This is a genomic window from Flammeovirgaceae bacterium (genome assembly GCA_015180985.1).
Classification (GTDB): Bacteria; Bacteroidota; Bacteroidia; order Cytophagales; family Cyclobacteriaceae; genus UBA2336.
This window is the reverse complement of the sequence record CP054185.1, coordinates 2,397,744-2,416,132: the sequence shown is the minus strand read 5'-3', so window position 1 is coordinate 2,416,132 and position 18,389 is coordinate 2,397,744. Positions and strand designations below refer to the sequence as shown.

Annotated in this window: 20 protein-coding genes; 4 read left to right on the top strand and 16 right to left on the bottom strand. The window is 46.1% G+C overall.

Annotated elements, in window-relative coordinates:
- Nucleotides 1–11 precede the first annotated feature (11 nt).
- The 15 genes from HRU69_11250 to HRU69_11180 all read right to left on the bottom strand — a co-directional run bounded on the left by HRU69_11250 (nucleotide 12) and on the right by HRU69_11180 (nucleotide 13,825).
- On the bottom strand, nucleotides 12–893 hold the full coding sequence (locus HRU69_11250) for a hypothetical protein (GenBank protein ID QOI98023.1): 882 nt from the start codon (nucleotides 891–893) through the stop codon (nucleotides 12–14).
- 6 nt (nucleotides 894–899) lie between these two features.
- Nucleotides 900–1,460: a YceI family protein gene (locus HRU69_11245; GenBank protein ID QOI98022.1), complete on the bottom strand. Its 561-nt coding sequence runs from the start codon at nucleotides 1,458–1,460 to the stop codon at nucleotides 900–902.
- A 3-nt stretch (nucleotides 1,461–1,463) separates the two neighbouring features.
- Nucleotides 1,464–2,297, bottom strand: coding sequence for a SprB repeat-containing protein (locus tag HRU69_11240; protein QOI98021.1), 834 nt, complete (start codon nucleotides 2,295–2,297; stop codon nucleotides 1,464–1,466).
- A gap of 332 nt (nucleotides 2,298–2,629) precedes the next feature.
- Nucleotides 2,630–2,818, bottom strand: coding sequence for a hypothetical protein (locus tag HRU69_11235; GenBank protein QOI98020.1), 189 nt, complete (start codon nucleotides 2,816–2,818; stop codon nucleotides 2,630–2,632).
- A 32-nt stretch (nucleotides 2,819–2,850) separates the two neighbouring features.
- On the bottom strand, nucleotides 2,851–3,195 hold the full coding sequence (gene rplT, locus HRU69_11230) for a 50S ribosomal protein L20 (GenBank protein ID QOI98019.1): 345 nt from the start codon (nucleotides 3,193–3,195) through the stop codon (nucleotides 2,851–2,853).
- A gap of 100 nt (nucleotides 3,196–3,295) precedes the next feature.
- Nucleotides 3,296–3,496, bottom strand: coding sequence for a 50S ribosomal protein L35 (gene rpmI, locus HRU69_11225; protein QOI98018.1), 201 nt, complete (start codon nucleotides 3,494–3,496; stop codon nucleotides 3,296–3,298).
- A gap of 9 nt (nucleotides 3,497–3,505) precedes the next feature.
- Nucleotides 3,506–4,006 carry a translation initiation factor IF-3 gene (locus HRU69_11220; protein QOI98911.1) on the bottom strand — a complete coding sequence of 167 codons (501 nt, stop codon included), beginning with the start codon at nucleotides 4,004–4,006 and terminating at the stop codon, nucleotides 3,506–3,508.
- A 203-nt stretch (nucleotides 4,007–4,209) separates the two neighbouring features.
- On the bottom strand, nucleotides 4,210–6,144 hold the full coding sequence (gene thrS / locus HRU69_11215) for a threonine--tRNA ligase (protein ID QOI98017.1): 1,935 nt from the start codon (nucleotides 6,142–6,144) through the stop codon (nucleotides 4,210–4,212).
- A gap of 57 nt (nucleotides 6,145–6,201) precedes the next feature.
- Nucleotides 6,202–8,688, bottom strand: coding sequence for a carboxypeptidase-like regulatory domain-containing protein (locus HRU69_11210; protein QOI98016.1), 2,487 nt, complete (start codon nucleotides 8,686–8,688; stop codon nucleotides 6,202–6,204).
- 75 nt (nucleotides 8,689–8,763) lie between these two features.
- Nucleotides 8,764–9,408, bottom strand: a complete 645-nt coding sequence (locus HRU69_11205; protein ID QOI98015.1) for a YdcF family protein — start codon at nucleotides 9,406–9,408, stop codon at nucleotides 8,764–8,766.
- A 30-nt stretch (nucleotides 9,409–9,438) separates the two neighbouring features.
- Nucleotides 9,439–10,125: an RNA methyltransferase gene (locus tag HRU69_11200; protein QOI98014.1), complete on the bottom strand. Its 687-nt coding sequence runs from the start codon at nucleotides 10,123–10,125 to the stop codon at nucleotides 9,439–9,441.
- Between the two features lie 6 nt (nucleotides 10,126–10,131).
- Nucleotides 10,132–11,445: a NupC/NupG family nucleoside CNT transporter gene (locus tag HRU69_11195; protein ID QOI98013.1), complete on the bottom strand. Its 1,314-nt coding sequence runs from the start codon at nucleotides 11,443–11,445 to the stop codon at nucleotides 10,132–10,134.
- A gap of 60 nt (nucleotides 11,446–11,505) precedes the next feature.
- Nucleotides 11,506–12,102: a bifunctional nuclease family protein gene (locus HRU69_11190; GenBank protein QOI98012.1), complete on the bottom strand. Its 597-nt coding sequence runs from the start codon at nucleotides 12,100–12,102 to the stop codon at nucleotides 11,506–11,508.
- A 2-nt stretch (nucleotides 12,103–12,104) separates the two neighbouring features.
- The gene (locus HRU69_11185; protein QOI98011.1) at nucleotides 12,105–13,058 is read right to left on the bottom strand and encodes an electron transfer flavoprotein subunit alpha/FixB family protein; all 954 of its coding nucleotides are present in this window, start codon (nucleotides 13,056–13,058) and stop codon (nucleotides 12,105–12,107) included.
- Nucleotides 13,059–13,087: 29 nt separating this feature from the next.
- A complete protein-coding gene (locus HRU69_11180; protein ID QOI98010.1) occupies nucleotides 13,088–13,825 on the bottom strand; it encodes an electron transfer flavoprotein subunit beta/FixA family protein in 738 nt (245 codons plus the stop codon).
- Between the two features lie 93 nt (nucleotides 13,826–13,918).
- Here HRU69_11180 and HRU69_11175 point away from each other — a divergent pair, with 93 nt between their 5' ends.
- Complete coding sequence (locus tag HRU69_11175; protein QOI98009.1) at nucleotides 13,919–14,236, top strand: tetratricopeptide repeat protein; 318 nt, start codon at nucleotides 13,919–13,921, stop codon at nucleotides 14,234–14,236.
- Here HRU69_11175 and dnaB read toward each other — a convergent pair.
- Nucleotides 14,233–15,765: a replicative DNA helicase gene (gene dnaB, locus HRU69_11170; GenBank protein ID QOI98008.1), complete on the bottom strand. Its 1,533-nt coding sequence runs from the start codon at nucleotides 15,763–15,765 to the stop codon at nucleotides 14,233–14,235. The genes HRU69_11175 and dnaB overlap by 4 nt on opposite strands.
- Nucleotides 15,766–16,001: 236 nt before the next feature.
- On the opposite strand from dnaB, the gene HRU69_11165 reads away from it, so the two are divergent.
- From HRU69_11165 to HRU69_11155, 3 genes are all read left to right on the top strand, one after another.
- Entirely contained in the window at nucleotides 16,002–16,919 is a 918-nt protein-coding gene (locus tag HRU69_11165; protein QOI98007.1) for a hypothetical protein, read from the top strand.
- 14 nt (nucleotides 16,920–16,933) lie between these two features.
- The gene (locus HRU69_11160; GenBank protein QOI98006.1) at nucleotides 16,934–17,737 is read left to right on the top strand and encodes a 3'-5' exonuclease; all 804 of its coding nucleotides are present in this window, start codon (nucleotides 16,934–16,936) and stop codon (nucleotides 17,735–17,737) included.
- A gap of 291 nt (nucleotides 17,738–18,028) precedes the next feature.
- The gene (locus tag HRU69_11155; protein ID QOI98005.1) at nucleotides 18,029–18,184 is read left to right on the top strand and encodes a hypothetical protein; all 156 of its coding nucleotides are present in this window, start codon (nucleotides 18,029–18,031) and stop codon (nucleotides 18,182–18,184) included.
- The last annotated feature ends 205 nt before the right edge of the window (nucleotides 18,185–18,389 follow it).

The following is an 18,389-nucleotide window of genomic DNA, read 5'->3' as shown; positions in this document are numbered from 1 at the left end:
ATAAGCAAAAATTATCGTTTGCCTCCAAGCTGAAAGGTGCGGGTAATATTAAACCCAAAGTGGATATCGCCATCCCAAAAATTCTCATAGGTTTCAGTAATGGTATAACGTTCAAACATACCCAGCGTGTTGGTAAATACCAACTGAAATACGTGCCCTCCGGTTTCAATGTCGATACCAATACCCACCGCGTCATAGCGCACATAATCCGGTGGTTGATTTTCTTTGGCATTTAGCCTTAAAAAATACTCGCCCGACAGGGCCACACTGCGGGTAATTTTGTAACGACCGGCAAAGCCCAGGGCCAGGTCATCGTTATTTTCAACATCCTGATCAACGGTATTGCGGTGAATGTAAATCGGGTTTACCTGTAGAGAAAGTTTGGGACTGAATTTACGGGCAATCAGCAGCTGTGCTGCGTACGCAAGCCTATCCTCGGCAGATAATGGAACCGGGCTCTCGCTGTTGCGCGGATAGGTTTTGTAAAACACCGACCCCAGCGCGGTTACTGTTACCGGAAATTTATCGCTTTGACGCAATGCCTTATACCGAAAATAGCCATCGAATGTCTTATCGACAGAAGTACGACCTATACCGAGTCCAAATCGATCAGAAATTCCATATTCCAGTCCCAATCGGGTAACTGATTCATCCAGTCCCCACAACGCATAAGCACCTTCATTGAGTAAGCCAAACCGATGCGAAAAAATAAATTCCAGTTCGCCTTTTCGTTTCGTTTCAACCGATTGGCCGTTTACCACCCGCGTACCCTTGAAGGTTGCAATTGTATACTGCGGTCCACTATGGTTATCATCAAGTTCGCTCAGGAGGTTATCCTGTGCATAACCAGAAACGATACACAGCATCGTTAAAAAATAGAAGAAGACTTTCATAGTATTTTATTGAGGTTTGTAAGTCAGGTCAACCGTAACTTCTACCTGCTCGGCAATATTCTGCCACATCAGTTTTGGAATTTTCACATTGTAGTCTTCCAGCTTCACCATAAATTTTGATTGGAGCTTCAGACTGCCCGCCTGCACTTCGATGGTACCGGGAATTTCAACATCGCGGGTAACGCCATGAATAGTAAGTTTACCTTTGGCAGTGGCTTGCTGCATGCCCGGTTTACCCATGGTAAACCCTTCTACTTTTCCGGCAAAAGTTGATTTCGGATATTTATCGGATTCCAGGTATTTTTCATTAAAGTGTTCCTGCATCAGTTTTTTTTCGAACTGAAACTGGTTAATGGGTATTGAAAAAGCAATCTCACCGGAAGCCGTGTTGAATACACTGGCCACTTTGCGGTTATCGGCCTTAATGTCCTCGAGGGTAGCAGACGAAAAAAAAGTAATAACCCCTTCGGCCACCGAATATTTTTGTGCATGCGCAACAACTGAAAGGCTGGTATATAAAACCAATAGAAGCAGCCCCCGCCTTGAAAAACGGTTGAAGAATTTCATAGCTTAATTTTCAGGGGCGCCATCGTCAACCCAGCAGGCTATCAAATCCTTTTGATCCTGAGTTAAGGTACCTCCGCCACGAGGCATATCCCCGCTTTGTGTCCGCGATTTAATCTCGTTACGCTTGGCAAAGGCTGATGAATAGGTGAACCAATCACCATTTGAAGGGTGGCAACTGCCACCACTACATTTAGTCTGAAACAACTCTTTTATCTGACCTACACCATTATACTTGACACCGGTTGGCAACCGGCCCACATTTACGCTTAATTCAAACGTACAGTTATCACCAACATCTTTTACTGTTATGGTATGGATTCCGTCCTTTAATGCGTTAAAGGAATTTGACGTACCAAACACTCCGCCATCAATCGCATATTCATACGTACCGCTGCCACCGCTTGCACTAACAGACACTGACCCATTGTAAGGAGGAAGGCAATTGCTGTTTGATGTTTGCGAGGTTTCTGTAGCCGTAAGACCTGAAGGTAATTCAAGCGTAACAGAAAGCTCCTTTTCACAACCATTATTATCCCTAACAGTAATGATAAACGTACCACCACCCAGGTTGTTAAAAACGGCTGCCGTACCGAAGGTGCCCGCATCCAGTTTAAACTGATAGGGTAAAACTCCGCCAGATGCAGTAACCGAAATGCTGCCATTTACTGCCGTGCAGTTTGTGGGATCGGTTTTGCTGACCAGCGAAATAGCCAGGTCGGTGGTTGCACAATTCACTACCTCAGGCTCATCGTTGCTGGAGCAGTTGGATAGCAAAAAGGTGGTTACGAATAAACTGATGCCGGCTAACCGGTAAAATAAGAGGGTTTTAAGTTGCATACAAAGTGGCATTTTAAACCTAAAATAAGTCAAATGCATCAGTCAATCAACCCCCCTAGAAATGAAAAACCCCCAAAGTCCTGGACCCCGGGGGTTAATCATGTCTATAGTTGGCTTTAATCTTGAACTAAAGGTATTGCATGATTAGTAGTTGGCAATTACCGTATCGGCAGCCCGCTTTTATAGCAGATAAACGGTTGGTAATACAGTTGAAAAAGGCCTGAAAAAATGAAAACCCCCGGCAGGTACACGACAAGCGGAGGTTTTCAATGTCTACAGTTGGCTTTAATCGTTGGTAAAGGTACAGGAAGAATCGAAAAAAGCAACGGATTTTAAGGTTTTTTAATTACGGAATCCCGTTGACTTGTGTCTTTCAAATTCAGTTTATCCTTAATCCGTTCCTTTAACTGCGGTTTTGAACCCGGAAAGGTGGTACGGGTGGCTATGTCATAACTCGCATAAAGGAGTGCAGCAATAAACACAATGAATCCAAGAATAAACAGTTTACGGGTGAGATTCATGACAATAAAAAAGGGGCCTGAGCCCCCTGGTTTTACTTAACTTTTTTTACCACAGCCTCAAAGGCTTCGGGGTGGTTCATGGCCAGGTCGGCCAATACTTTTCGATTAAGTTCAATACCGCTCTTCTTAAGTTTACCCATAAACTCCGAGTACGACATATCGTGCTGGCGTACACCGGCATTGATACGGGCAATCCACAGGTTACGGAACTCTCTTTTCTTCTGTTTGCGGTCGCGGTAGGCATACACCATACCCTTTTCGATAGCATTCTTGGCTACCGTCCATACATTTTTCTTACGGCCAAAATATCCTTTGGCCTTTTTCAGGATGCGCTTTCGTTTGGCGCGCGATGCAACATTGTTTACTGATCTTGGCATTTTACATTACAGTTTTTGGTTGAAGGCGATCACGCCTCAGGCGTGATACTTAAGCACTGCAACCGGGTTGAACATTGAACCTTCCCGCTTACGGGATATCTTAAAAAGCGTATGGCAACATGGGCTTGATGTTCACTACATCGGTGGCTTTAACCACAGCCTTTTTTGTAAGCCTGCGCTTTTGCTTTGTTTCCTTTTTAGTAAGAATATGGTTTTTATAAGCACGCTTGTGCTTGATTTTACCGGTACCGGTAACTTTAAACCGTTTCTTCGCTCCTGATTTGGTTTTTACTTTCGGCATTGTTCGTACTTATTTACTTCCCTTTCCTTTAGGCTGAATAAACATTGACATTCGCTTACCCTCCAGTTTGGGCAACTGTTCTACTTTACCAACTTCTTCAAGGGCCTGAGCAAACTTGAGCAACAGAATCTCCCCTCGTTCTTTGTACACAATGGTACGGCCGGGGAAGAATACAGTTGCCTTTACTTTGGCACCTTCCTGTAAAAAATTTACGGCATGCTTCAGCTTAAAGTTAAAGTCATGTTCTTCCGTATTAGGGCCAAACCGAATCTCCTTCACAACAACCTTAACGGCTTTCGATTTGATCTCTTTCTGCTTCTTTTTCTGTTCGTATTTAAACTTGGAGTAATCAACAACCTTACAAACGGGCGGGTCGGCATTCGGTGAAATCTCCACCAGGTCTAACCCCTGTTCCTGCGCGATGCGCAGCGCCTCCCGTACGGGGTACACATCTACTTTAACGTTTTCGCCAACCAACCGCACCCTTGGCGCGGTAATTCTTTCGTTAATCCGGTAGGGCTCTTCCGGCCGTTGGGGCCCCCTCCGAAAGAAGGGTCTGTTTGTTTGGTTTATGATACGGTCTCTCTGTTTAAATCCAACAATATCCTGATTAAATCCTATGCCAAACAGGTCGGTTTATCAGGAAAGGCTGCAAATATCGGCATATTCTGCAAGAATCAAAATGCGCAATTCAAATTTCAGGCCCTGCCTTTTTAAATCGGGGAAGCTGCTTCCGAACGGAATTGATTCACAAAGTCATTAAGTGAGACGCTGCCCTTGTCGCCCTGTCCGTGCCTGCGCACCGAAACAGTTTTTTCAGCCGATTCGCGTTCGCCAACAATGAGCATGTACGGTATTTTTCTAATTTCGGCATCCCGGATTTTCCGGCCAATCTTTTCATCCCGATCGTCAACAAAACCCCTGATATCGAGGTCTTTAAGTGTGTTTATTACAACCAATGCATACTCATTAAAGCGCTCAGAAATCGGCAAAACCGCCACCTGCTCCGGTGCCAGCCAAAGCGGGAAATTACCGGCACAATGTTCAATCAATACGGCCACAAAGCGCTCAAGTGAACCAAACGGGGCACGGTGAATCATCACAGGCCGGTGCCGCTGATTATCGGCACCAACATACTCAAGTTCAAAACGCTGTGGTAATTGATAATCAACCTGGATGGTGCCCAATTGCCAACTCCGGCCAAGGGCGTCTTTAACCATAAAGTCCAGTTTCGGGCCATAGAAGGCGGCTTCGCCCTTTACGGCTACGGTTTTAAGGCCCCGTTCATCAGCAGCTTCCTGAATTTCGCGCTCGGCCCTGTCCCATAACTCATCAGCACCAATGTATTTCTCCTTGTTAGCCGGATCGCGCAGTGAAACCTGTGCCGTGTAGTTTTCAAAGCCCAACGAATTAAACACATGCAGTACAAGGTCTATCACCTTAATAAATTCCTCTTTAACCTGGTCGGGCCGGCAAAAGATATGGGCATCATCCTGAGTAAAACCACGTACGCGTGTTAGTCCGTGTAACTCACCGCTTTGTTCATACCGATAAACCGTGCCGAACTCAGCCAGGCGAACAGGTAAATCACGGTATGAGCGTGGTTTTGACTTGTATATTTCGCAGTGATGCGGGCAATTCATTGGTTTAAGTAAAAACTCCTCATTCTCATCGGGTGTATGGATGGGTTGAAAAGAATCTTTACCGTATTTTTCATAATGACCGGATGTTACATAAAGGGCTTTACTGCCGATGTGTGGTGTAACAACCGGATCGTACCCGGCCTTTACCTGGGCGCGCCTCATAAATTGTTCAAGCCGCTCGCGAAGAATAGTGCCTTTGGGTAACCACAGCGGCAAGCCCTGCCCTACTTTATCGGAGAAGGTGAACAATTCAAGTTCTTTACCGAGTTTGCGATGATCACGCTTTTTGGCCTCTTCAAGCAGCGTCAGGTAATCATCAAGTTCTTTTTGCTTTGGGAACGTAATGCCATAGATGCGGGTAAGCATCTTGTTCTTCTCGTTACCGCGCCAATAGGCCCCGGCTACGTTTAGCAATTTTATGGCCTTTATGAAACCGGTGTGCGGTATATGCGGGCCTTTACACAAATCAACAAAATTACCCTGCTGGTAAAAGGTTATAGTACCATCCTGTAAATCGGTAATAAGCTCAACTTTGTACGGATCGTTTTTCTTCTTGAAATAATCGAGTGCCTCGGCTTTGCTTACGACCCGTCTTGAAAACCGGCTTTCAGCTTTAGCCAGTTCTTTCATTTTGGCCTCAACTGCTGCAAGTTCTGCCTCACCAAACGGCCTGTCGCCCAGGTCAACATCGTAATAAAAACCATTTTCAATGGGCGGGCCGATTCCAAATTTTACACCGGGATATAGGGCTTCCAGCGCTTCGGCCATCAGGTGGGCCGATGAGTGCCAGAAGGCATACTTACCCCCGGCATCGTTCCAGGTGAGTATTTTAACGGACGCATCGGTAGCGATGGGCCGTTCCAAATCCCAGATTTCTCCGTTTACTTCAATGGCCAGGGCATTACGTGCAAGGCCTTCGCTGATGCTTCGGGCTATTTCAATTCCTTTAACACCGGTGGAAAACTCACGAATGCTTCCATCCGGCAAGCTAATCTTCACATTCATTATACAGCGCTTAAAAAGTTGGGCAAATATAGCGGAGATTCTCTGATTACCGGGGTATCACAGTTTAAACTGTGCGGTAAACAAAACTCCGAACTTACGGGCCCGCTCGTTTTCGAGGTAACTTAACCGATGAATAAAATCAACCCTGAAAAACCGGAAGATATTTTCGACACCATATCCCAATTCAATGTAGGGTCGCCTCCAGGTAATGTTGTTGTTGCCCTGAGGAAACGGAAGCGGATTGCTGATGGCCAGGTTTTCATCACTCAGATTACCGTAGATAACATTGGCCAGGCCGGTTAAGCGCCAGTGCAGCCTGCGCATAAGGGGTATGCGATTTAGAATAAACCCTTCGAAATGTTGTCGATATTGAAGGGAAACAAACTGGTCGCTGAAGAACTCGCCAAAATTCATTAAGCTATAAACAATGTCGGTGTAAAAAGGCGTTTCGTTACCGATATGAAGTGAGAGCAGCGGATAGGGCAATACGTCATCGGTGTATTCGCCCGTAAGAGTTAACCGGCCGGTTCCCAGGGGGCCCATGGGTAATCGTTTAACAAACGTCAGTCTGAATTTATCGTATTCAAAATCACTGCCCCAAACACCTTTAAGACCCCGGCTGTACCGGAAGGTGATGATGGGCCACTTCTGAGGCCCCAGGCTAACACGTTCGTTATCGTATTGCAAAAAAAGTTCATCGCGCGACAGGCGCGATTCAAACACAACTTCGGCCCGCTGAAAGGTGGTGGCCAGCGAGTTTACATCGCCCGGCATGGTATAGTAGCCGAAATCAAAAACCGGTTTAAAGGTATTGTAGCGAAAGGCTAGGCGTTGCGAAAAACCCTTGACCAGCTCGCGTTGAAAATTAAAGCGGTACTCATCGAAATAAAAACCCCTGCGAAAAATACCAAACCGTGAGGCGGCCAGGAATAAGTAATCATCGGCCAGGTTTTCGTCATCAATACCTACGCGGCCCAAATCATGCCGCACCCGAATACCAACTGTTGTCCAACGCTTTCGGTCAAGAATATTCCGTACAAATGCTGAATATTTAATACGCTCATCCCGGAATCCATAGCCCAGTTGCGCGCCAAACTCCCATTTTCGGCTGAACAGGTAGTTCGTTTTAAAACCGGATTGGATACGAACGCCTTCGATGTTATTCAGTGCCATCAGGCTGAGGTACGGACCAATATCCACTTTACCTACTTTTTTATATCCGTTAATAATAATCTTGACGATATCAACATACGTGCGAACAACCGGAATGTTGGTTAGGGTATCGATCATCCGATATACATTCTTCTCGGTTTCTGTAAGCGGTTCGTGGCGTAGGTTGTTCCAATGCTCATCGTTATACTGGTTAAGGATGTAGCCTTCATCCAGCAGGATTTGCTTTTCGTAAAATTTGGGTGGTTTGGGCTGGTTGATAACAAAGTCGCGGTTGGAGGTATAAAATTTGGCAAGCATACCGGCCCAGTCGTCACGCACCTGGCCCACGTTAATCAGTACCCTGTTTTTAACCGGGAGCCACGGACCTGCTTCGGTGGGCAGCAACTCCTGCTGAATTTTTATCTTCTCAATAAAGTTCAGGTTAGCCTGTTTGCCAATGGTTGCTTCAATTTGGCGGATAGCAAAGCCTTCTTTGGTAATCCACATGGAGCCGGTAAATGCCAGGGCCTGCGGACTTTTCGGGAAAAAATCGATACGGTAGCAATACTGATCGCCAACGTACAGGCTATCCATCAGGTCGTATTCATAATACATTCGCCAGCCATCCGCAATGGGAGAAACAAAATCCTTCTCCAGAATAGTCAGCCAATTTTGGTAAAAGTTGTATTCCTGAAAGGTAGGACCGATAAGTTGACTGGTGAGCGAGCCGTCTTCGAAACCCAGGCCGCTTATCTTGGTGTCTTTTATATTTTCTAATTTCAATTCCGGATTATTCCGGTAATAATATCGCGACACGCTTTCTGAAATAAATACAGGGAGAATAGGCTTTCCGTCTTCACCGGCAATAATGGCTACGCTGTCGAGTACCTGGGTTATCTGGGTTATGATTTTCTTCTTACGGAATTTATCCGTCATGTTGTCGATATCAATCTCGATTTTTGAGTAGGTGTCATACTCATAAGCTGATAGGTTACGCTTGTCGTTACGCTCCTTATTCTTAATCACATTTCGCATTATCGGGAATGCCGGATTTTCACCTGCCAGGATAACCACATCGCGCAAACGGGTAATCTCTTCTTCCAACTGAAAGTTGATTGTTTGTGAAACACCCCGCTGAACGGCTTTAACCCGCGCTTTATAGCCGATATAGGAGGCCAATAGGGAATCAGTTGGGTTTGGAGTAGCAAGCGTGTAATTACCATCAAAGTCAGTGGTGGTTCCGATGCTGGTTCCCTTAAAAACAATATTCACAAAGGGAATCGGATCCCCGGTTGTTACATCAGTAACTTTGCCCTTAACCGTTGTAATCTGGGCCGGTAAAATGAGGGGGAAACAACACAGAAGAAAAACTGAAACCTTCACTAACTTCATCCTGACAGGCAAAATCAATTCAGTTAAAACGTAAAAATAACGATTATACGTTGTCCGCATGCAGTGGATTAAAAATCAGCTGTTTTGCTGCATGGATTCCTTATCGCCCAAAAAACGGGGTTCGGTTTTAAGGAGATATAAGTCGAGAACTGCTTTTGCCCGGGCAAAGTATTCGCGAATGCGCACTTTCAGGGAAGATTCAGCAGTTGGCTCATCGGCCACCATGGCCACCGCTTCAATGTCATAAAATTCACTGATAAACAGGGCGCGGTAGCTATGAAAAGGCTGGGTGATAATGGTGATTTGGTTTTGGCCGAAAATTTCCTTGCTCCTAACAACTGAGTCGAGTGTGCGAAGGCCGGCATAATCCAACGTTATGGCCGAAGCAGGTACACCGCGGGCGATAAGCGCTTTGCGCATTTCATTCGGTTCGTTATAAAATTTCGTTCGATTGTCACCACTAAGCAGAAACTGGTCAATTTTTCCTTCTTTGAATAATCCGGCTGCCGTATCCATGCGCTTTTCAAAAAAAGGGTTTGGCTTTCCACCCACCAATTTATGGCTGGTCCCCAAGACCAGGGCCACCCGGTGATCGGGTAATTTTGAAGAATCGGAAAAGACCCTGTCTTCGGTACTTTTAACAATCCAGATATTGGATCCGATGAAAAACAAAACAACCGACAGCGTCAAGAAAATAAGCGTGCGCCTGGCCCACTTCATACTCTTTGATTAAACCCAACAGCTGCAAAGTTACGCAATTGACTGCATAAAGCGTTTTTCAATCAGATCAGACCGCTTTACAATTTTCCGGTACCAGGCCAGTTTTAACTCATCGCGTTCATCGGGTGTTAATCCATACTTCCAGTCTGTAGTCCTTAATTTGGTCATTAATACATTCAGGCAAATAGCTACACTCACCGAAATATTCATGCTTTCGGTAAAGCCATACATGGGTATGCGCACTGATCCAATAGCATGGCTGCGCGCATAATCCGAAACCCCGGTATCTTCGTTGCCGAAAACCAGGGCTGTTTTAGTTAGTGTGGGATCAAGTTCATGAATTGACACCTCACCGGCCGGATCGGTAATGACTATTGAGTATCCTTTTGCTTTCAATAAACCGAAGCAGGATTTCGCGGCTTGAACATCCTTTGATTTATAGCGCATCACATTTACCCACTTGTACGAACCCTTGAGTACTTTTTTATTCACCTGATAAGGTGTTTCTCCTTCAATAATGTGGATGTCCTGCAGGCCCATGCACTCGCACGAGCGCACCACCGCACTGGCATTGTGCGATTGATAAATGTTCTCGAGCACCACGGTCAGGTGGCGGGTACGTGAATCCAGCACCTGATCAATGAGTTGTTTTCGGTGCTTAGTGATATACTCACCGAGGTGTTCTATTAATTTATAGTCATTAGCCGATAGCGGCATATATTGTTAACTGAATAAGGCACCCGCGATGGTGGCCGTCATCATAGTAGCCAACGATGCCGCCATGAGTGCACGAAAACCGAGGCGTGACAAATCGGCTTGCCGGCCCGGAGCCATGCCGCCTATGCCCCCTATCTGAATAGCAATGGAACTGAAATTGGCAAATCCGCACAAAGCGTATGTAGAAATCAGTAATGATTTTTCACTGAGTACGCCCGTTGCTTTCACTTCAGCGAGGCTCAGGTAAGCAACGAATTCATTAATAACCAGTTTCTGGCCGAGGAAACTTCCTACGTACAACGTTTCGCTCCAGTCAACTCCCATGGCAAAAGCAAAGAGGCGAAACAGCTGACCAAAAATATACTGCAATGAAAAGCCGGTAAACGCCCCGTTAGTGGATGCCGCCACCCATTCATTCAAACCTGTCCACGAGCCGATGCCGTCAACCAGTATCCAGTTTAGTGCATAGATTACCGCAATAAAGGCCAGCAACATGGCGCCAATATTTAAGGCGAGTTTAAGGCCATCGGCTGCCCCGGTTGCCAGGGCATCAACCACATTTACACCGATGGATTCTTTATTCACCTGAAGAGTTCTGTCAATCTTTTCAGGTTCCGTTTCGGGCAAAAAAATCTTCGACATGACAATAGCAGCCGGTGCATTCATAATGGATGCACAAAGCAAGTAGGTTGCAAATTTTACCAACTGGTCAGGGTCAGTTCCTCCCAAAAAAGTAATGTAAGCGCCCATTACGCTGCCGGCAATGGTGGCCATGCCGCCCGTCATCAGGCAGTGCAGTTCTGATTGCGTCATCCGGCTGATAAAGGGGCGTACCAACAGGGGCGCCTCGGTTTGTCCAAGAAAAATATTGCCCGCTGCTGAAAGACTTTCAGCGCCCGATAAGCGCATGGTTTTAGTCATTATCCAGGCAAAGCCAAACACAATTTTTTGCAAAACGCCCAGGTAATACAAACCGGCCGTAACAGCCGAAAAGAAGATGACGGTCGGTAATGCCTGGAATGCAAACAAAAACCCCAGGCCGTGACGGGCGCCCTCAACCGCATCGCTGTTTTTGGCCAGATCGCCAAACAGAAACTGCGCGCCATTTAGTGCAAAGCTCAGAAATTTAACAAAGGCACTGCCTACCTTTTCAAAGCCCGAACGTACAAACGGTACCTTAAAAATTAATAGCGCAATTACAAGCTGCAGAATGATGCCTACGCCCACCAGTTTCCAATCAATACGCCTGCGCTGCGAAGAAAAGAGGAAGGCCAGGCTAATGATGATGATTAAACCGATAATTCCCCGAACATAATCCATTAACAAAGGGGATTTGTATAATAAAACAAAGGTGTAAGGCTATTCAACTGGTTTTGCCGGTTAATTGCGTTTGCTCAGTTCGTCACGGATTTTGGCCGCCCGCTCATAATCTTCCCGCTCAATGGCTTCTTTCAGCAATTCATTCAGTTTCTCAACGGGCATGTTCTTCATATCCTCGCCTTTTTTTGGAGCATCCTTTCGTACACGCGCACGGGGTTTTGGCTCGGCCGCTTCTTCTTCCGGTTCGTCAGTTAATACAATGCCGGCTTCGGCCAGAATATTTTCGTACGTAAAAATGGGTGAATCAAACCGCAAACCGATAGCAATAGCATCCGAGGGTCGCGCATCAATTTCAGTACGCTTAAGGCCGTCAGAACAAATAATTTTGGCAAAGAAAACTCCTTCTTTCAGATCAGATATAACAATTTCCTCAACCGTAAAATGAAAATTATTGGCAAACGACTTGAACAAGTCGTGTGTCATGGGCCGGTTGGGAATTATCTTTTCAATTTCAATGGCGATGGCCTGCGCCTCAAACATTCCAATAATTATCGGCAGCCTGCGGTTGCCATCGGCCTCACCAAGTACAAGGGCAAACGAACCGGTTTGTGACTGGCTGGAGGATAGTCCGAGTATTTCTAATTTTATCTTCTTCACGATTACCTGGCCGCTTTAATAGCTTCATTCAATTTAGGCAAAATATCGAAAGCATCGCCCACAATTCCATAGTCGGCAGCCTTGAAAAATGGTGCTTCCGGATCTTTGTTGATAACCACAATGCATTTTGATGAGTTTACCCCTGCCAGGTGCTGGATAGCCCCGGAAATTCCTACGGCTATATACAATTGAGGCGCAACTTTTACGCCTGTTTGGCCAACATGTTCATGGTGCGGCCGCCAGCCCATATCAGAAACCGGTTTGCTGCACCCGGTGGCGGCATGAAGGGTTTTGGCAAGGTCTTCAAGCATACCCCAGTGTTCGGGGCCCTTCATACCCCGGCCACCCGATACCACAATGTTCGCTTCAGGAAGAAGTACTTCGCCCGTTGCTTTTTCCGATGAGGTAATAGTTGTTGCAAAGTCAGTTTCAGCAAGGGGCACAGCATACGGAGTTACCGAACAGGGGCTTGCTACCTGCGTCACAACGGCCGCATTCTTTTTAATGCCAATTACTTTTTTGGGTTTTGTTAATTCAACGCGGGCAAAGGCCTTACCGGTAAAGATGCTGCGTTTAACAACAAAGCCGCCCGATGTATCGGGCAATGCAACCACATTCGATGCAAGACTGGCATCCAGTTTAGTGGCTACGCGTGCTGCAACCGGTGTACCTAATGAGGAGTCGGCTAACACAAGTACATCGGCATTCTCATCCTGAAAGGCTCTGGCAATAACCGTGGCATACGCCTGGATGATGCCCTTATTCAATTTTTCGTCAGCAGCATGAAGCACTTTTTTTGCTCCATACTTGCCCAAACTTTCCAAATCAGCTTTATCCACATTACCCAGGGCAATGGCCGTTACCTGGCCTCCCATAGCGTGCGCATAGGCAACCGCTTCAAGTGAATTTTTTTTCACCTTTCCGTCAGCACTTTCAACAAACACCAGTATGTTCATAATTCAAGGTTCAAAATTCAAAATCTCTTTTACAATACTTTGGCCTCATTCTTAAGCAAACTCACCAACTCCTGAACGTTATCGGCAGGGATCATCTTTACCGCGCCCTTGGGCGGAGGTAATTCATATTGTTTCAGTTTAATACCACTGTCAACAGCAACCGGTTCAACCACTTTTAATGGCTTGGTGCGTGCCGACATAATGCCGCGCATGTTGGGTATCTTCCATTCTGCAATAGGTTCCTGGCAACCGGCAACAAACGGAAGGTTTACTTCAAGATACTCTTTGCCTCCTTCAATTTCGCGGGCCAGTTTTGCTCGGTTTCCGTCAATATCCAGTTTCATTACCGGTGACAGTGACGGGATACCCAGCATCTCACCCACAATTCCATGAACCGCACCACCATTGTAGTCGATGGATTCACGTCCCATAAGGATCAGATCGTATCCAACCGAGCGGGCATGCTCGGCTATTTGTTTGGCAACAAAAAACGAATCGGTAGGTTCTGCATTTACACGTACGGCATCATCTGCACCAATGGCCAGGGCTTTTCTTAAAGTTGGTTCTGTTTCGGCCGGCCCCACATTAAGCACCGTAACAGTAGCCCCGGCAGCCTCTTTGATTTCAACAGCACGGGCCAGGGCATAATCATCATACGGGCCGATGATAAACTGAACCCCGTTGGAATCAAATTTGGTGTTGTTATCGGTGAAATTGATTTTGGATGTGGTGTCCGGAACGTGCGAAATGCAAACAAGAATCTTCATCGGATTAACTTAAGCACAAACTAAATAATCTTTAAACGGGCCTCAAGATAAAGCATAAAATCCGAAATTTGGCACACCAAAAAATCAAAAAAATTGACTCCGGAAGACCGCATTAAGCAATTGCTTCACTTTGTGGAAGAAGACCCAAACGATGCCTTCTCAAAGTATGCCCTGGCGCTGGAATACCGTAAAACTGAACCTCAAAAAGCGGAAGAATTGTTTAACAAACTCATAACCGCTAATCCGGATTATCTTCCGGCCTACTACATGGCAGCTGTGCTTAAGTCGGAACTTGGTAAGACCGATGCAGCCGTAGATTTACTGAAGCAAGGTATTATTCTGGCCACCCGTTTACGAGAAACAGCCACCCTGCGCGAACTCAAAGAAGCGCTGCAGCAACTGGAATCTTAAAACGGCATATCGCCTTCATTGGCTGATGGCGGAGGTTCATCCTCCGGCCGAATCTGGTTCAGGCGGCTTTCGCGGGTAATCATACCAAAACTACGATCAGCTGCCGGTGCTTCGTAGTCGGTAAACTTGGTGTACTTACCGATAAACCTGAGTTTAACCGAGCCGGTAGAGCCGTTGCGGTGTTTGGCAATGATTACTTCGCCCATACCCGTGGTCGTCATACCTTCCTCATCCTGCGTTATTTTATAATACTCCGGCCGGTATAAAAATATAACCAGGTCGGCATCCTGTTCGATGGAGCCTGACTCTCGCAAATCCGAAAGTTGCGGCTTTTTATCGCCCCCTCGTGTTTCAACGCCCCGACTTAATTGCGACAGGGCGATAACCGGAACGTTCAGTTCTTTGGCAATGCCTTTTAATGCACGAGAGATAGATGCAATTTCCTGTTCGCGGTTTCCGCCCGTATCACCGCGCATCAATTGCAGGTAATCAACAATAATTAGCTGTACTCCGTGTTCGGCTTTTAACCTGCGGCATTTGGCGCGTAATTCCAGTATAGTTAATGCCGGGGTGTCATCAATAAAAATGGGTGCTGCTGAAAGTTTGTTGGTTTTGTGCACCAGTTGTTGCCATTCAAAATCAGCCAGCTGGCCTTTGCGGATTTTTTCACCTTCCAGTTCGGCTTCGGCCGATATCATCCTGTTCACCAGTTGTACCGAGGCCATTTCTAACGAAAAGATGGCTACCGGTCGTTTAAAATCAACGGCAGCATTACGCATAGCCGAAACAACAAAGGCAGTTTTACCCATACCGGGCCGGGCAGCAATAATAATCAGATCGGAATTCTGCCAGCCAGAAGTCATCCGATCGAGTGCCACAAAGCCTGAGGGTACTCCGGTAAGCCCGTCTTTATGTTCCTTAAGTTTCTGTAACTCGGTTATAGCCCGGTACATCAGGTTGCGCATGTTGTCGTAATTCTTGCGCAGGTTGCTGTCGGATATTTCGAAGATGGATTGCTCGGTTTTATCCAGTAGTTCAAATACATCGGTAGTGTCTTCGTAGGCATCGTGATGGATTTGGGAGGCAATCTGTATAAGATTACGTTTAATCGCCATCTCAATCACCACACGAGCGTGGTATTCGATATTGGCGCCTGAACTGACTTTTGATGTCAGTTCAGCAATGTAATAAGCCCCGCCTACCAGTTCAATTTTACCCTCTTTGCGCAACTGGTTTACCACCGTGCGCATATCCACAGGCTCCGAACCTTTGAACAATTCAATGATAGCCCGGTAGATCTCCTGGTGCTGTTCGGAATAAAAATGCTCGGGTTTTAAAAACTCGACAACTGCGTTAAGCGCGCCTTTTTCAAGCATCAGCGCGCCTAACACAGCCTCTTCCAAATCAAGCGCCTGCGGTGGAAGTTTACCCAGACTTTCGGAAATATCGCGCACCAGCAGTTTGCTCTTTCCCGTAGTCACCAGGGACTTACTTCCTGTTCGTAAAGGTGTTGACCGGTTTTGCTCCATTACACGTGGTTGTTGTACATGTTGCTTGTTAAGTGGACAAACGTAAGCAAACAGGTACTTGGGTTAACGACAATCGTTCAACACCCCATGGCCAATCATCCACAAGGTGGTTAACAAATTGTACACAGCAGATTTTCAACCAAGATACATGGACTTCGGTGACAAGCTGTGACGGAATTATTATCACCTATTGACGAATCAGTTTTTATAGTATTTTGATGCCTTAATCAAAGCCTATGTCAGCACTTCAGGCAGTTCACTTTACCGGCATTGGCGGGGCCATCATGCACAACCTGGCGATTTCTCTTCATAAAAAAGGCTTTTCGGTTACCGGGTCGGATGTTACACTTGAAGAGCCGGTGCGTGAAGAACTGCTTAAACACGGTTTACTGCCTGCCGCCCAGGGTTGGTTCCCTGAAAAGATTCATCCCGGTATTACGGCCGTTATTGTTGGGCCGGAAACTGAAAACCAAAATCCCGAACTAACGGCAGCAAGAAAAACAGGAGTTGCAATTTACTCGTATCCCGAGTTCATCTACAGGCAGGCCATAGACAAACAACGCATTGTTGTTGCGGGCAGCCGTGGAAGAGCTGGACTGACAGCAATGGTGCTGTTTGCTTTACACTACTTTAAACGCCCTTTTGATTACGTAATCAACCGCCCTCTGAAATGGCTACCGGAAACAGTACGCCTAACGGATGCCCCATTAATAATAATTGAGGGTGATGAGTCGCCCGGCCCAGTAGACCAAACAGCCGGATTTCTACACTACCAACATCATATCGGCCTGATATGCAGTATTAACTGGGATCATACCAGTCCGTTTAAAAGCGAAGAAGATTATGTTAAACAGTTTGATGCGTTTGGCGACCGGACACCAAAAGGCGGGTTGCTGTTTTACTGCGAAAATAACACACTGGCAACGGTTGTCGGGGCAAAACAGCGACCCGATGTGTTAAGTATTCCGTATAAAATTCATCCGCATACATCCGATCAGGGCAAGCACTACATCATAGCCGGAAAGAACAAAATACCGGTGCAGGTTTACGGCACGCAGAATTTTGAAAGCATGAGTGGCGCCATGGAATTACTGAGGCGCATTGGCGTGCCTGCTGAAAAATTTTACGAAGCCATCCAGCATTTTACTTTGTAATGCTTTATACCTTGATGAAATTAAATCTACGCAATCCGCTGTGCTTTTTCGATCTGGAAACTACCGGCACAAATATCATACAGGATCGGATCATTGAAATTGCCGTAATAAAACTTTTCCCGAACGGAGAGGTATCCCGAAAATCGAACATGCTGAATCCCACAATACCCATCCCTGCTGAAGCAACAGCTGTGCACGGCATAACAAATGATGCTGTTAAAAACAAACCAACCTTTAAAGAAGTGGCGAGGGAATACGCCAGGCTTCTGGAAGGAGCTGATTTGGCCGGTTTCAATATCCTGAAATTTGATATTCCTATACTGGTTGAAGAATTTCTCCGGGCGGGTGTTGAGTTTGACTACTCGCGAAAGAAAATAATCGACTCGCAGCGGATTTACCACCTCATGGAAAAAAGAACCCTGGCGGCCGCCTACCAGTTTTACCTGAACAAACAACTAGCCGATGCTCACACAGCCGAAGCTGATACCGAAGCGTCCATGGAAGTGTTGCTGGCCCAGGTTGAACGGTATAATAACCAGCCGGTAACCGATGGCATGGGTAAAAAAATCGGTGAGATAAAAAACGATATGGACACACTAGCCCAACTTACCACTTCGGATTTGGTTGATCTGGCCGGCAGAATGATAAAAGGCAAACAGGGCGAAATCCAATTTAACTTCGGCAAACACAAGGGTAAAAACGTACTGGATGTATTGCGCGATGAGCCCTCGTATTACGACTGGATGATGAATGGCGATTTTCCGATGGATACCAAGCGAAAACTTACCGAAATCAAGCTTAAAGGTTTTAAAAAGTAATTTAGGTTCTTCTTCTTTACTGCAAATTGCCTACAGCAGACCACGTGCTACCCTGGAATCGGAGCTAAGTTTTTTTTTAAAAAAGAATTAAAAATTCATGCTGCGATTTATGCTACCTTTGGCCTATCCCTTATTTGTGTGATTAGAAAGTCCTGCATCCTCCTCCAAGTTCTCAGCCTGCTTGCATGGTCGGTCGCTACCCCGGTTCAGACTGGTATGGGCAAAAAAGGGTTCACTGCAGCATCCAGCAAGTTAGTGCTTCATAGCCTTTTCACAGCTTCACCGGAAACAGTGGAAAAGAAACTTACCGATGACACATTGAAAACCACTTCGTATTTCTTCACAGCAGAATCTCTTCCGTTTTCATCGGTTCGCAATTTTTTTCATGTTGGCGGGTTCGTTTACCAACACCCCATTTACAATACGCTCTCGGCCCAGGCGCCCTGACACTTGCAAAAGTATTGAGCCTCCCCCGAATTACGGGCAGAGTACATTCAATTTTTCTCCACCTTCTGAACTAATTATTTCTCTATGAAAAGAGTGATCGATTTTCTCTCGCGCTATTGGTTCCTCCTTATTATGACAGTCCTATTTCTAGGTCTAATGATTGCGGTGGCCAATTTTTAATCAATTAATAGCGCTAATTGAGTTG